The 13902-nt window shown below is 34.8% G+C and carries 14 protein-coding genes; 7 read left to right on the forward strand and 7 right to left on the reverse strand.

The genetic code is table 11. From position 1 onward, the window contains the following. Window positions 1–438 precede the first annotated feature (438 nt). Both BLW20_RS10260 and BLW20_RS10265 read right to left on the reverse strand, forming a co-directional pair. Entirely contained in the window at window positions 439–1353 is a 915-nt protein-coding gene (locus tag BLW20_RS10260; protein ID WP_091100142.1) for a bifunctional metallophosphatase/5'-nucleotidase, read from the reverse strand. Then, complete coding sequence (locus BLW20_RS10265) at window positions 1353–2123, reverse strand: 5'-nucleotidase C-terminal domain-containing protein (protein ID WP_091100145.1); 771 nt, start codon at window positions 2121–2123, stop codon at window positions 1353–1355. Before BLW20_RS10265 ends, BLW20_RS10260 begins: the two co-directional genes overlap by 1 nt. 101 nt (window positions 2124–2224) lie before the next feature. Between BLW20_RS10265 and dapA the strand changes: the two genes are divergently transcribed. The 7 genes from dapA to recN all read left to right on the forward strand — a co-directional run bounded on the left by dapA (window position 2225) and on the right by recN (window position 8657). Next, a complete protein-coding gene (gene dapA / locus BLW20_RS10270) occupies window positions 2225–3100 on the forward strand; it encodes a 4-hydroxy-tetrahydrodipicolinate synthase (protein WP_091100149.1) in 876 nt (291 codons plus the stop codon). 16 nt (window positions 3101–3116) lie between these two features. After that, window positions 3117–3629 carry a ferritin gene (locus tag BLW20_RS10275; RefSeq protein WP_091100153.1) on the forward strand — a complete coding sequence of 171 codons (513 nt, stop codon included), beginning with the start codon at window positions 3117–3119 and terminating at the stop codon, window positions 3627–3629. Window positions 3630–3780: 151 nt separating this feature from the next. After that, window positions 3781–4590 (forward strand): outer membrane protein assembly factor BamD, encoded by an 810-nt coding sequence (locus BLW20_RS10280; RefSeq protein ID WP_091100156.1) that lies wholly within the window; start codon window positions 3781–3783, stop codon window positions 4588–4590. A gap of 6 nt (window positions 4591–4596) precedes the next feature. Further along, window positions 4597–4905 carry a DNA-directed RNA polymerase subunit omega gene (locus BLW20_RS10285; protein WP_091100160.1) on the forward strand — a complete coding sequence of 103 codons (309 nt, stop codon included), beginning with the start codon at window positions 4597–4599 and terminating at the stop codon, window positions 4903–4905. A 4-nt stretch (window positions 4906–4909) separates the two neighbouring features. Further along, window positions 4910–6118 carry a bifunctional phosphopantothenoylcysteine decarboxylase/phosphopantothenate--cysteine ligase CoaBC gene (coaBC, locus tag BLW20_RS10290; protein WP_091100163.1) on the forward strand — a complete coding sequence of 403 codons (1209 nt, stop codon included), beginning with the start codon at window positions 4910–4912 and terminating at the stop codon, window positions 6116–6118. After that, entirely contained in the window at window positions 6108–6995 is an 888-nt protein-coding gene (gene porD, locus BLW20_RS10295) for a type IX secretion system protein PorD (RefSeq protein WP_245725312.1), read from the forward strand. The genes coaBC and porD overlap by 11 nt, the downstream gene beginning before the upstream one ends. 9 nt (window positions 6996–7004) lie before the next feature. Beyond that, window positions 7005–8657, forward strand: coding sequence for a DNA repair protein RecN (gene recN, locus BLW20_RS10300; protein WP_091100167.1), 1653 nt, complete (start codon window positions 7005–7007; stop codon window positions 8655–8657). Between the two features lie 91 nt (window positions 8658–8748). On the opposite strand, the gene BLW20_RS10305 is transcribed toward recN, so the two are convergent. The 5 genes from BLW20_RS10305 to BLW20_RS10325 form a co-directional block, all read right to left on the reverse strand. After that, window positions 8749–9498: a maleate cis-trans isomerase family protein gene (locus BLW20_RS10305; protein WP_091100170.1), complete on the reverse strand. Its 750-nt coding sequence runs from the start codon at window positions 9496–9498 to the stop codon at window positions 8749–8751. 578 nt (window positions 9499–10076) lie between these two features. Further along, on the reverse strand, window positions 10077–10985 hold the full coding sequence (locus BLW20_RS10310) for a fumarylacetoacetate hydrolase family protein (RefSeq protein WP_091100173.1): 909 nt from the start codon (window positions 10983–10985) through the stop codon (window positions 10077–10079). A 6-nt stretch (window positions 10986–10991) separates the two neighbouring features. Beyond that, window positions 10992–11807: a KilA-N domain-containing protein gene (locus tag BLW20_RS10315; RefSeq protein WP_091100177.1), complete on the reverse strand. Its 816-nt coding sequence runs from the start codon at window positions 11805–11807 to the stop codon at window positions 10992–10994. Between the two features lie 199 nt (window positions 11808–12006). Then, window positions 12007–12780, reverse strand: a complete 774-nt coding sequence (locus BLW20_RS10320) for a hypothetical protein (RefSeq protein ID WP_091100181.1) — start codon at window positions 12778–12780, stop codon at window positions 12007–12009. A 9-nt stretch (window positions 12781–12789) separates the two neighbouring features. Further along, window positions 12790–13902, reverse strand: coding sequence for a cupin domain-containing protein (locus BLW20_RS10325; RefSeq protein ID WP_177165072.1), 1113 nt, complete (start codon window positions 13900–13902; stop codon window positions 12790–12792).

Below are 13902 nucleotides of genomic sequence, written 5' to 3' on the forward strand. Positions count from 1 at the left end.
TCAAAAAAATGCTGTTTTTGTCAGAATTGACCCATCTTATAAAGTAGCTGCATAAAACCTATATTATCCATAAACCAAAGAAGCTGCCCTTTTGGGACAGCCTCTTTTACTTTACTATTAACCCGACGGAATTATAAAGTGATTTTTATAAACACTATTAGCACATTATCAGTATCATAGACCAATTTTAAATATGTTATACTGCCGTCATGTTAATATTGAATTACAATTAAATCACCACCAATAGCTTTCATTTTTATTTTGTAATTTTGATTTACTTTTAGTGTGACAGTTGGGACAGAATGTTTCCATATTTTCATCTTCTTCAGTTTGATATTTACATTCAAGACAAAACCAAAGTAGTATAAGTAGGATTTTCATCATTAATGATCCAAGAAAAACTATCTTCTTTACATTTTGGACATATTTGTGTTGGCATTATTTTACGTTTATAACCCTTGCTGTAGTAGTTTTATTATTCAATTCGTCAAAATAAAAATCAATCTGACCAACGCGTACACCGTAGCAACCTACTTGGTTTATGATGACTTCTTTTCCTTCAGCATTCAATACAACGGTAGGTTTTTCTAAAAAAGTATGTGTGTGTCCGCCGATAATTAAGTCGATGTTTTTTGTTTTGGCAGCCAGATCTAAGTCTGAAACCATTTGCGATTGTTCGCCGTAGTTATAGCCAAGGTGCGAGAGACAAATAATTACATCGCATTTTAAATCATTTTTCAAAATTCGTGTCATATCCTGAGCAATTTCAACAGGATGGTTCCAAACCGTTTCGCCGTATTCACTTTTGTTAACCAAACCATCTAATTTAACGCCTAAACCAAAAATACCTATTTTAATTCCGTCTTTAATAAAAACGTTGTAAGGCTTGGTCAACCCGCTCATTAAAGTGTTTGTGAAATCGTAATTAGCATTGATAATATCAAAATCGGCTTTTGCAATTTGTTCAGCCAAACCGTTCACACCGTTATCAAATTCGTGATTGCCAATGGTTCCGGCATCGTACTGCAACATATTCATTATCTTAATTTCCAGTTCGCCACCGTAATAATTAAAATAGGGCGTGCCCTGAAACATATCGCCAGCATCAAGAATGAGTGTGTTTGGGTTTTCGGCTTTAATTTTGTTAAAAATTGTAGCACGTTTTGCCGCACCGCCCTGATTTGGAAATTTTGCATCGGTTTGCGGAAATGTATCCAAATGGCTGTGTGTATCGTTGGTATGAAGAATGGTGATTCGTTTAGTATTTGGTTTTCCCAAGCTGCTTAATCCAAACCCTGTTAATGTTAAAGCGGTTACAGCAGATGTTTGTATGATAAAGTCGCGGCGTTTCATTATTCAAAAATTATTCTTTGTTGGACAGAAGGTTTTAAAGTATCGATTTTTGTAAAATAAGCAATAAACATATTTCTTAGTTTATAATCTAACGTGTGGGTTTCGGTAGCTTTTAAAAAGAAATCCATTCTGTCGCCACCTTTTGCCAGATAATCGTTTGTGACCACATAATAGGTAGCATTTTTATCGATAGATTGATGATTGATTTTAATATCTTTTACAGAAAAATCATTTTTATCTGCAATAATTTCAATTCTGCTTAAAGGATGTGCTACTTTGTATTTAAAGAAATAATCTGCCATTTCGTACACTACATCTCCTTTTAAAGCCAGTACCACTGCACTGTTTTCAAACGGCATAATGTCATAGGCGGTGCGTGTGGTAATAGCACCTTTGGCAATGGTTGCACGTATTCCGCCAAAATTTAACAAGCAAAAATCAATTTTTTTTCCGGTTCGTTGTTCAAAAACGGGGGCTGCAATTTCAAAAATGGCATCGGCATAAAAATTAGTCATTGGGTTTTGCCATTTTCCGTTATTTTTATCCAGATCCTGTGGATTGTACGCCAGAATTTTTGATAAATCGGCTGTGATGTGATCGCTGTAAGGCTTTAAAAAAGAATCAATTTCATTATTGGCTGCAACTGTATCTGATATTTCTATGTAAGCTGTATCCACTTTTGTATTCGTATATTGTTTGTGTCCGCAGCTTACCATTAAAAAAACGGTAAAACACCATATAAATACAGAAGAATAGTTTTTGTATTTCATAGTTGTTTTAATGAAAAAGTTTAACTTTGTTCAACAAAATTACGACGAATAATTTGTAACTTATTATGATAAAGTTACTTTTAACTTACTAATTTATTAAAATGAAATCATTCATAGGTACTGGTGTTGCTTTAATTACGCCTTTTAAAAAAGATTTATCGGTAGATGTTGATGCATTAAAAAGAATAGTGCAATACAATATAGATGGTGGTGTGGAATATCTGGTAGTGTTGGGAACAACTGCCGAAACAGCAACATTGACAAAAGAAGAACAAGCCTTGGTAAAGCAAACCATTATTGAGGCAAACAACGGAAAATTACCTTTGGTTTTAGGCGTGGGCGGTAACAATACAATGGATGTTATTAGTCAGTTAAATACAGAAAATTTAAAGGGATTTGATGCTGTTTTATCGGTATCGCCTTATTATAACAAACCCACGCAGGAAGGTATTTACCAGCATTTTAAAATGATTGCAGAAAAATCTCCTTTGCCTGTTATTGTTTACAACGTTCCTGGGCGTACGGCAAGCAATATGTTGCCGGGTACTGTGATTCGTTTGGCAAATGACTTTAAAAACATCATAGGGATTAAAGAAGCGGCGGGAGACATTGTGCAGGCAATGGAATTAATCCGTAAAGTGCCTAAAGATTTTTTGGTTATTTCGGGTGATGATATCATTACGCTGCCAATGGTTTTGGCAGGCGGTGCCGGAGTAATTTCGGTTATCGGCGAAGGTTTTCCAAAAGAATTTTCAGAAATGGTTCGTTTAGGATTAAACAGAAAAGCAGATGAAGCTTATAAAATCCATTACCAATTAACCGATGCGATCAATATGATTTTTGAGCAGGGAAATCCTGGTGGTATTAAAGAAATTTTTAAACATTTAGGTTTGTGCGAAAATAATTTAAGACTACCTTTAGTAAATGTAAATCAAGAGTTATCAGACCGATTGGCTGATTTTGTAAAAAAATTCTAACCATAAAAAAAGAAATATGTTATCACAAGAATTACAGGCTGCATTAAACAAGCAGGTGAAAATAGAAGGTGATTCGTCACAAATTTATTTAGCAATGGCTTCCTGGGCAGAAAACCAGGGCTTTGAAGGGATTGCTACTTTTATGTATGCCCAATCAGACGAAGAACGTATGCACATGCTAAAATTGATAAAATACATCAATCAGCGCGGAGGTGAAGCAATTGTACCTCATGTAGAACAACCAACTTTAGATCACACATCTTTTAAAACATTGTTTAACCAGTTGTTTGAACACGAAGTTTTTGTATCGAAAAGTATTAATGAATTGGTTCATGTTTCGCTACAAGAGCGCGATTATGCCACACACAACTTTTTACAATGGTACGTTGCCGAGCAAATTGAAGAAGAAGCAACAGCACGCACTATCCTAGATAAGATCAATTTAATTGGCGATGATAAAGGCGGATTGTATTTGTTTGATAACGATATTAAAAATTTTCCGCAACAACAAGTGAATCAAAATATATAATTTAACGAATCGTTAAGTTTAAATGTCATAAAAGATGTCTTATTTTAGGGCATCTTTTTTTATTTAGAAAAGGTATTGTTCAATAACAAGATAAATAGTAACTTTGCATTTGCTATTAGAATTATAGCTTTTGTATAAACAACACCATTTTATGAAACAAATTTCGTATATAGTTTTAACCGCTTTAGTGTTTGCAAGTTGTTCGCCACTTCAAAAAGCTTTAAAGGCAGACGATACTGCTTATAAAAACGAAGTTGCCGATCAATTATACGAAAAAGGAAAATATAAACAAGCCATTCGTTTATACGAACAAATAGAAGCCAAAGACGGCTGGATGCCTAATTATCAGGCAATGTATTACAGATACAGTAAAGCATATTACAATGCAAGAAAATGGGAAGCCGCGAAACCAATGTTTCAAAAGTTTAACTTCACTTACTTAACAAGTCCAAACCGTGAAGAAACCATGTATTTAGAAGCAATGTCGGCTTATGAAATGTCTGAAGTTTTCTCGTTAGACCAACATGTGACCTATGAAGGGATTCAAAAATTTGAAAACTTTTTAACATCATATCCAGAGTCACAATATAAAGACGATGCCAACGCCAAAATGCGTGAGCTACAAGAAAAAATTGAACGCAAAGCATACGAATCGGCACGTTTATACAATAAAATTGGAGAATACACCCGCGATTACAATGCTGCAATTGTTGCTTTAGACAACTTTTTGTTAGATTATCCGGGAACAGTTTATAAAACCGATGCATTGTTTTATAAATTCGATTCGGCATACAAATTGGCAATAAACAGTGTTTATTCAAAAATGGAAGACCGTTTGAAAAATGCCATCAGCCTACATGACGATTTAATCAGTTACGATCCTGATACAAAATACAAAGAAGAAGCAGACAGAATGCTTGAACGATTAAAAAAAGAATTACAACAATTTTCATCAAAATAAGCGAAAATGGATTTAAAAAATTCCCAAGCTGCGGTAAACACCATTACCTATAATAAAGCCGAGATTGAAAAACCAACAGGTAATATTTACGAAGCTATTACAATTATTGCAAAAAGAGCAAACCAGATTAATACCGAAATTAAAAAGGAATTAATCAATAAATTAGACGAGTTTGCTACTTACAACGATAGTTTAGACGAGGTTTTTGAAAACAAAGAGCAAATCGAAGTTTCAAAATACTACGAAAGATTACCAAAACCACACGCTTTAGCAGTTGAAGAGTGGTTAAATGGTGACATAACATATAAAGAATAGATACATGTCGGTATTAAGCGGTAAAAAAATAATTCTGGGAATTTCCGGTGGAATTGCCGCTTATAAGACGGCAAATCTTGTACGTTTATTAATAAAAGCAGGTGCACAGGTTCAGATAATCATGTCACCTGCTTCTTGTGCTTTTGTCACTCCGTTAACATTAGCCACCTTATCAAAACGACCGGTTTATACCCAATTTGAAAAAGATTTTGGCGAATGGACCAACCATGTAGAATTAGGGTTGTGGGCAGACGCACTAATTATTGCACCGGCTACGGCAAATACGCTTGCTAAAATGGCAAACGGATTATGCGATAATCTTTTATTGGCAACATATCTTTCAGCAAAATGCCCGGTATTTTTTGCTCCGGCTATGGATTTGGATATGTTTGCACATCCTTCTACAAAAGAAAATATCAGCAAATTAAAGAGCTACGGAAACATTGAAGTCGAATCTGAATTTGGCGAGCTGGCATCGGGTTTAGTTGGGCAAGGCAGAATGGCAGAGCCTGAAACAATCATCCAAAAAATGACAGGCTTTTTCAATAATCAAACAACACCTGATTTAAAAGATAAAAAAGTGGTCATTACCGCCGGACCTACGTATGAACCGTTAGATCCTGTACGCTTTATTGGAAATCATTCCACAGGAAAAATGGGGTTTGATATTGCTGTTGAAGCTGCCAGTCGTGGTGCGGGTGTGGTCTTAATTACCGGACCAACGTCTTTAAGAATAACACATCCGGCAGTTAAAGTAGTGCACGTTACCACAGCGAATGAAATGTACCAGCAATGCCATAAGTTTTTTTCATCGGCAGATATTGTGATTGGTGCGGCGGCGGTTGCAGATTATCGACCAAAAGTTGTTGCAGATCAAAAAATCAAAAAAAACGATGAAGAATTTGTAATTGCTTTGGAGAAAAATCCTGATATTCTGGCATCGTTGGGAGCTGTTAAATCACATCAGTTTTTAGTGGGGTTTGCATTAGAAACCGAAAACGAAATAGAATATGCAAAATCTAAATTGAAAAAGAAGAATTTAGATTTAATTGTATTAAATTCGTTAAATGATAAAGGGGCAGGTTTTGGAAAACCAACAAATAAAGTTACCTTTATTGACAAAGATTTTAATGTTTTTCCACAAGAATTAAAATCAAAAGAAGCTGTTGCCAAAGATATTATTGACCAAATAGTGAAGAGTTATGCTAAATAAAATCGTGTTGTTTTTTGTGTTCTTAATGGGATATTCAGGTGTTGCACAAGAGTTGAATGCCAATGTTGTAATTAATTCAGAACGTATTCAGCAATCAAACAAACAGGTTTTTACAACGCTTCAAACATCTATTCGCGATTTTTTAAATAACACGAAATTTACGAATCTAAACGTAAAACGCAATGAATTAATTGATTGTAATTTGCTTTTAATTGTAAATGATTACAACCCCAATACCAATGCTTTTACCGGAACCTTACAGATTCAGTCGTCGCGTCCGGTTTTTAATTCGGGATACAGCACAACGCTTTTTAATTTTAACGACCGCAACATCTCTTTTAATTATATCGAATTTGAACCATTAACTTATTCTGAAAATAACATAGGTTCAGAATTGGTTGGTTTGTTAAGTTTTTATGCCCATTTAATGATTGGTCTTGATGCAGATTCATTTGCATTGTACGGCGGTTCGACAAACTTTCAGAAAGCATCAAATGTGGTGTCAATGATGCAACAAAACGGGGATAAAGGTTGGGTAATGGGTGATCAAAATAACAGATATGCGTTAATAAACGATATTTTATCAAACACCTATTCATCTTATCGCGAAGCTTTGTATAACTATCATATCAAGGGGTTAGACTTAATGAACAGTAATCCTGAAGAGGGTAAAAAAGGTATTGCCGATGCAATTAATACTTTGGCAAATATTCATAAAACCAAACCCAACGCTTTTCCTACACGCATTTTTTTCGATGCCAAAGCAGACGAAATTGTTCAGGTATTCAGTGCAGGACCAACTTACGACAAAACACAGTTGGTTGAAACTTTAACACGCATAAATTCCTCAAACGGAATCAAGTGGAATAGAATGTAATTCAACATTATGTTAACACATTTATCGATTAAAAATTATGCCTTAATAACGCATACAGTTATTGATTTTACGGATAATTTATCTATTATAACGGGCGAAACCGGTGCGGGAAAATCAATCCTATTAGATGCTTTGGGCTTGATTTTAGGAAAACGTGCAGATTTGAATGCATTGCGGAATAAAGAAGAAAAATGTGTCATTGAGGCGTATTTTTCTATTGAAAGCTATCAAATGCAGTCGCTTTTCAACGAATTAGATTTGGATTATGAAGCGGAAACAATTATTCGTCGGGAAATCTTGCCATCGGGCAAATCGCGTGCTTTTGTAAACGATGTACCCACTACTTTGCAAAACTTACAACAGTTAGGTAGTGTTTTAATCGATATCCATACCCAGCATCAAACGCAAGATCTTTTCAGTGAAAAATATCAGTTGAATTTAATTGATGTTTATGCCGATAACGGAAATTTACTGAAGGATTATCAGCAGCAATTACACAGCTTTAAAAAATATCAGCAACAATTAAATCTTTTAAAAGAACAACAATCGCAAGCCGCTAAAGAACAAGATTACAATACCTTTTTATTAGATGAATTAACGCAAGCTAATTTAAAAAGCGGCGAACAGGAAGAGTTGGAAGGTCAGTTTGAAGTATTGGCGAATGTTGAAAAAGTCGGTGGGTTTTTAGAGGAAAGCTACGCTATTTTAAGCAATGAGGAATTTGGCGTGAACAAACAGCTGTATGAAGTAAAAGCACAATTGCAAAAGCTGGCTCAGGTAAGTTCTAAATATGAAGGATTGTCTCAACGTTTAGAAAGCAGTTTTATTGAATTGGAAGATGTTGCCGATGAATTGCAAACCGAAATACAACAGTTGGTTGTTGATCCGCAACAATTAGAATTGGTCAATCAAAAATTACAATCAATTTATCAGTTACAGAAAAAGCACAATGTATCAACCATTGAAGAATTATTGTTGATTCAGAATGAATTATCGCAAAAAGTGGCTGGTTTAGAATTTATCGATGAAGAAATTCAAACGATTGAACATTTAATCAAAAAAGCAGAAGAAAACCTTAATGAACAGGCGGCTAAACTTCATGCTAAACGATTAAATGTTGTACAAAAATTGAGTGACGAAATCAGCAAATTGGTAAAACCTTTGGGAATGCCGAACGCACAGTTTGATATTCAACTGCAATTAAAAGATGCGTTTTTAAGCAACGGAAAAGACGAAGTAAGCTGGTTGTTTTCGGTGAACAAAGGAATGCAGTCCGGATTGTTGAAAAAAAATGCTTCGGGTGGCGAATTATCACGAATTATGCTGGCTGTAAAATCAATTTTAGCTGCAAAAAGTAATTTGCCAACGATTATTTTTGATGAGATTGACACCGGAGTTTCAGGTGATGTTGCCGATAAAATGGGAAGCATCATGAAAGAAATGGGCAATTATATGCAGGTTTTTGCCATAACGCATTTACCGCAAGTGGCATCAAAAGGAAACCAGCATTTTAAAGTAACCAAATACGACAACGACCAAATAACAGTTTCTGAAATTAAATTGCTGAGCACAGAAGAACGTATTCAAGAAATTGCCCAAATGCTTTCAGGAAATATAATTACCGATGCTGCACTGCAACACGCAAAGCAGTTGCTCAATTAATTAAATATTCTGCAAGGTTTTTAAAACCTTGTAGGTATCAAATGTTACCAGACCTAGACCTGCAAGGTCTGTTAAGACCTTGCAGGATCAATTAATATTTGCCGTTTAACAAACTTCCTCCAATAGTTGATTGAGCTTTGATTCCGAGTTTTTTCATCATTTCGTAAGTGGTGCAAACCGCAGCCGATGTTACTGGAATACCAATTTCTTGTTCAATTTGGTCAATAGCTTCCAGCGAAGGCATTTGTACGCAGGCAGAAGCCACCAAAACATCAACGCCGGTTAAATCCAATTGTTTGTAAATATCCAACAAATTCAACGGATTTTGAGCCGCAACTTCTAAATTATCAGGAATTTCCAAAGCAATGCTTTCTTTCACTTTAAACCCTTGATGTTCAATATAATCAACCACCATATCGGTCAACGGACGCATATACGGCGTAATCACCGAAACCGTTTTGGTACCCAAAACATTCAAACCGTTAATCAATGCACCCGCAGAAGTAACAATAGGCGTAGGAAAACCATTAGCAACAGTTTCCTGATGCAGATTCACTTCAGACACGCAATGATAGCCACGTCCCATGCTCATAATCGCCACCAAACACGCATACCCCATAACGTCCACGTGAGCATCAGAAAGTTCCAAAGCACATTTCAAACTCATTGCGTCCATAGCTTCGAGTTCTTCTTTGGTAACTTTTTTCATGCGCATTCTGCTTGAGTGAAACGTAAAACGTTCCGGTAAGATCGTTTCCCTTGATCTGAAAATTGCAGGAATTTCGGTTTCCATGGTTACATTGCTCGATGGAACTATTTGTCCGATTCTGTATTTTTTCATTGTTTATTAATTTTAAAATTTGTCAAGTTATGCAACGTTTTATATTAACTGATTTAATATTTCAAGTAATTTCTTCTGTTTAATGTTTAGAAAATCTGTTTGAATAGAATATTGTGAATTTGCAATAGATTTGCTGAATTTTGCAATAAATCTGTAAATCCAAGAACTTGAATATTTTACACCTGGTACTTTTAATTCTATATATATTTGTCGATTTGTCGCAATACCACGATGATAATTATTTACTATAAAAAAAGATTCTACATTACTAATATCTATAACTTTTTTTTGGCTAATACATTATATATTATTATTTGAGTATTAGTAATAGTCAATAATGGTTTTTTTCTAAATAATAATAGTAAACTTAAAATTATACTGAAAACAAATAATAAAAAACCTAAAAATAGCATTGTACTTTTAAAAGGGTTTTCTTCAAAATTTAAAATTTTTTCCCTAGTAAAGAAAACTCCAATAACAAATAATGAAGATATTATTAAGAGTAATGCAGATGTAAATTTATTGGAATAAAAATTTAATTCTCTCAATTGTTAAAATTTTAAAATTATGACTAACAATTATATTTCTTTTACCGTATTTACAATTGTTCCGATTTTTTCTACATAACATTCCACTACATCTCCGTCTTTCATCCATTCCTGTGGATTTCTTCCTGCACCAACTCCAGCCGGAGTTCCCGTAGCAATAATATCTCCTGCTTCTAAAGTGAAAACCGTACTTAAATCTTCAATCAAGTCATTGATGTTAAATAACATAAATTGGGTATTCGAGTTTTGTTTTTCGATTCCGTTGAGCTTTAAGGAAAGGTTTAAATTATGCGGATTTTCGATTTCGTCTTTGGTAACCAAAAAAGGTCCCATAGGAGCAAAAGTATCCTGTCCTTTTGATACAATCCATTGTCCTTCCCGACGGCAATCACGTGCCGAAATATCGTTGATTATTGTATATCCGAAAACGTAATCCAAAGCCTTTTCTTTTGGAACATATTTCCCTTTTTTACCTATTACGATAGCCAATTCTACTTCCCAATCTAATTGTTGGGTTAGTTTTGGATTAAGTAAAATATTTGTATTTATTCCCGTAACTGTTGTTGGTGGTTTTGAGAAGATAATTGGTTTTTGAGGAAGTTTTCCTGTTGTATCCAATGTTCTGGCACTTTCAGCTACGTGTTCGGTATAGTTCAAACCAATACCGATGATGTTTTTACGTGGTTTTTCAATTGGTGCTAAAATTTCGACATCGTTCAAAGGAAAAGAAATATTTTCGAAATCAACTTCTCGAGTATCGGCAATTAAATTATTGATTTCAGCAATTATTTCAATTCCCATATCAATTAATTCGAGCATATCATTTGGTAACGGAAAGTTCGAAATTCCACCAAAATCTTCCATATCAACAACCAAATTGTTGTGAATAAATCCTAATCGCGGTTCGCTGTCTTGTGTTTTGTATGTTAATAGTTTCATTTTTTATTATTTTAATTGTTTAATTGTTTTGTTTTCGATTAATGATTTCATTTGGGTAATGGCAACTTTATTGAGCTGAATAAGTCGTTTGCTTTGCGGTAAGTCTTGTTGTATCAATAAAGCGTTGATACTTTCCATATTGCTTAACACCACTAATTGCTCCAAAGTGGCAAAATCTCTGATATTTCCTTTTTCGTTGGGATTATTTTCTCTCCATTCTTTGGCTGTAATTCCGAACAAAGCCACATTCAGCAAATCGGCTTCGTTGGCATATACAAAAGAGGCTTGTTGTTTGCTGATTTCTTTCGGAATAAGGTTTTCCTTAATAGCGTTTGTATGGATTTGGTAATTTACTTTGGCTAAAGTCCGTTGCAAATTCCATTCTAATTTCAGTCGGTCGTTTTCATCATTTTTGAGGCGTTGGAATTCTTTGATGAGAAAAATTTTGAACTTCGGGCTAATCCACATTCCAAACTCAAAAGCAATGTCAGGGTGTGCATAAGTTCCACCATATCGACCTGTTGTAGCTTTTAGTCCAATAGCATTGGTTTTTTCAACCCATTCTTTTACGCTTAACTTGTAGCTGTTCAAACCTGCCTGACTTTTAATTATGGCGAATTCGCCATAATTAAAAGCTGGATTGTAAACATTTTCCCAAATTCCAAGATATTCAACAGTATTTCGGTTTCTTAACCAATCGGAAATGAAAAAATCGCCATCTTTTGCTTTCAGCATATCGGTTAGTGAAATATATTCCTGTTTGTCGCCAAGAATAACGGTTATTTCTTTGCCCTCAACTTCTATTTTCTTATTTTTTGCCATAGCGTTTTATTTTTCTTCTCCCAAGGCGTTGCCGTTGGGTTAATATATATTTCCCTTTGACTTTGTCGAATCTTCGATTTCAGTGAAAAACTGTTTTTACTTCAACAAAGGCTGAAAGCCTTTTATATATTTAATCCGATGCAACGCATTGGGTTTTCTAGTGCTATCTCAAAAATCGCCCTGTAAGGGCAAAATAAATTTAGTTTAATTGTTCAAGAGTTTTATCAATTTTAAAGTGTAATTCATCTAACTCATCTGAATATTTATCTGTATCTTCGTATATAGCTTTTTTAAATAACTCAAAGGTTTTAACTCTCAATTCGGCATATTCAAGTAATAATTTATTTTGCTCTTTTAATTCATTTGGTAAATCCTCCAATTGATTTGTCTTGTTGATTATTTCTATATTCTCTTTCCATTTAGGTATAATTGTATCTAAATCCTCTAACAAGGAAGTCTTTGATTTTGTATTGAGGTCATCGTAGAAAACTAATGTTTCATACTCATTTTTAGAAAATTTAGCTATTTCAATATCATAAGCCTCATTTTGAGGGTAAATAAAAGCTATTGCAAAAATAACTGCTAAAGTTACTACTGTAGAAACTATTGTTATACCTACAACATTCCATAAAGAATAAAATTCATTCCCGTTTTTTTTATGCTTTTTTAGAATTTCTCCTTGTGTTTTTTCAATAAAAATATAAGCTATAGCTGCATTTATTATAGGTATTATTGTACGAGGAATTTTATCTATAAAATTTTCGGGAAGTAGAAATAAAGACAAAAATAATAAAATTGTAATGATTATACTTACTATTAAAATGATTTTTCCTCTTTCATTTTGTCCTAACGACAAACAATTTTTCCACATCATATAACCAAAGGCTAAAGGTCCTCCTAAAAAGGTTGCAGTCCATATAGAATTTGATGAAAAGAGCTTTAATTCTTTTGTAGTGTTTATTTTTTCTGTCATAAATTATTATTACTTAACAACTTTCTGATTCCCTCCATTCTCCGCATATTCCTTTTCCTGATACAATCCTAATTTTTCCATAACGGGTAAATCGTTAAACGAAAACAAACAAGCATCTTCCGTTTCCGATAAATTATGATGTTCGTGCCAAGTCCAAGACGGCACGCAGAAAATATCACGTTCTTTCCAATCGTAGCGTTTTCCGTCAATTATGGTATAGCCTTTTCCTTTGGCACATTGGTACACAAATGAACCCGTATGCTTGTGAGCTTTTCCTTTAAAACCTTTCGGTAAAAGCTGTATCGATGCTCCCATAGTTTGCATTACGTGTCCTCCTGTAAGCGGGTTGCTGTATTGCATAATGATTCCGTCAAAAGGGTTGGGCGTATTGACTTTTTCGGCTTCCAATAATGCAGGATAAACCGTTTTCCACGAATATTTGAACAAAGGCGAATACGGTTTGTCCCACTCCTTATCAGGTGGAATAAGTCCTGTTCCTCCGTAAGTCATCGGGGAATAATTTAATGGTGCTGTAAGCTCCTGTGTTCCGTCCAGAACTGCATAATCATTGGCTTCGAGAGCATTTACCAACGGAATATCCAATCCGTCCTGCCAGATGCAGGTTTTTCCTCCGGCTTCCACTCCGTGCTCGTGCCAAGTGGAATTGGGAGTAATCACAAAATCGTTTACTTCAAGCATAATTTTGTTTCCGTCCACAACCGTATAACCGCCTTCGCCTTCCATAATAAAACGTAGGGCAGAGGCTTTGTGCCTGTGAGCCGAAGTAAATTCCCCGGGACGTGTAACCTGAATTCCCGTATAGAGCCAACCCACAGCAGCACTTACGTCTTTTCGTTTGTCGTTTACCAGATAAACCACTCTTCTCCCTGCCTGTTCAGGAGTTACCAATTCCGAAGATTTTAAAACCAAATGCCTTAAATCTTCATATTTCCAAAGCATTGGAATGGAAGAACTTCTTGGTTCCCAAGGCTCAATATCGTTGGCAACCGTCCATAAAGCTCCAGCTCCGAGTCCCTCTAATTCTTTGTAGTACGCTTCGAGTTCGGGAGTGTCTTGAACTCTTGCCCGTCCGTAAATGTCGTCTGAATGTTGTTCGTTCAT

The sequence above is a fragment of the Paenimyroides marinum genome, from assembly GCF_900108395.1.
GTDB classification, from domain to species: domain Bacteria; phylum Bacteroidota; class Bacteroidia; order Flavobacteriales; family Flavobacteriaceae; genus Flavobacterium; species Flavobacterium marinum.

Bases quoted from the DNA above. Each gene is read 5' to 3' on its own strand.
- BLW20_RS10305 (WP_091100170.1), bottom strand. From the start codon at position 9,498: ATGAAAAAATACAGAATCGGACAAATAGTTCCATCGAGCAATGTAACC.
- recN (WP_091100167.1), top strand. From the start codon at position 7,005: ATGTTAACACATTTATCGATTAAAAATTATGCCTTAATAACGCATACA.
- coaBC (WP_091100163.1), top strand. From the start codon at position 4,910: ATGTCGGTATTAAGCGGTAAAAAAATAATTCTGGGAATTTCCGGTGGA.
- dapA (WP_091100149.1), top strand. From the start codon at position 2,225: ATGAAATCATTCATAGGTACTGGTGTTGCTTTAATTACGCCTTTTAAA.
- BLW20_RS10285 (WP_091100160.1), top strand. From the start codon at position 4,597: ATGGATTTAAAAAATTCCCAAGCTGCGGTAAACACCATTACCTATAAT.
- BLW20_RS10320 (WP_091100181.1), bottom strand. From the start codon at position 12,780: ATGACAGAAAAAATAAACACTACAAAAGAATTAAAGCTCTTTTCATCA.
- BLW20_RS10260 (WP_091100142.1), bottom strand. From the start codon at position 1,353: ATGAAACGCCGCGACTTTATCATACAAACATCTGCTGTAACCGCTTTA.
- BLW20_RS10265 (WP_091100145.1), bottom strand. From the start codon at position 2,123: ATGAAATACAAAAACTATTCTTCTGTATTTATATGGTGTTTTACCGTT.
- porD (WP_245725312.1), top strand. From the start codon at position 6,108: ATGCTAAATAAAATCGTGTTGTTTTTTGTGTTCTTAATGGGATATTCA.
- BLW20_RS10280 (WP_091100156.1), top strand. From the start codon at position 3,781: ATGAAACAAATTTCGTATATAGTTTTAACCGCTTTAGTGTTTGCAAGT.
- BLW20_RS10275 (WP_091100153.1), top strand. From the start codon at position 3,117: ATGTTATCACAAGAATTACAGGCTGCATTAAACAAGCAGGTGAAAATA.
- BLW20_RS10325 (WP_177165072.1), bottom strand. From the start codon at position 13,902: ATGAACGAACAACATTCAGACGACATTTACGGACGGGCAAGAGTTCAA.
- BLW20_RS10315 (WP_091100177.1), bottom strand. From the start codon at position 11,807: ATGGCAAAAAATAAGAAAATAGAAGTTGAGGGCAAAGAAATAACCGTT.
- BLW20_RS10310 (WP_091100173.1), bottom strand. From the start codon at position 10,985: ATGAAACTATTAACATACAAAACACAAGACAGCGAACCGCGATTAGGA.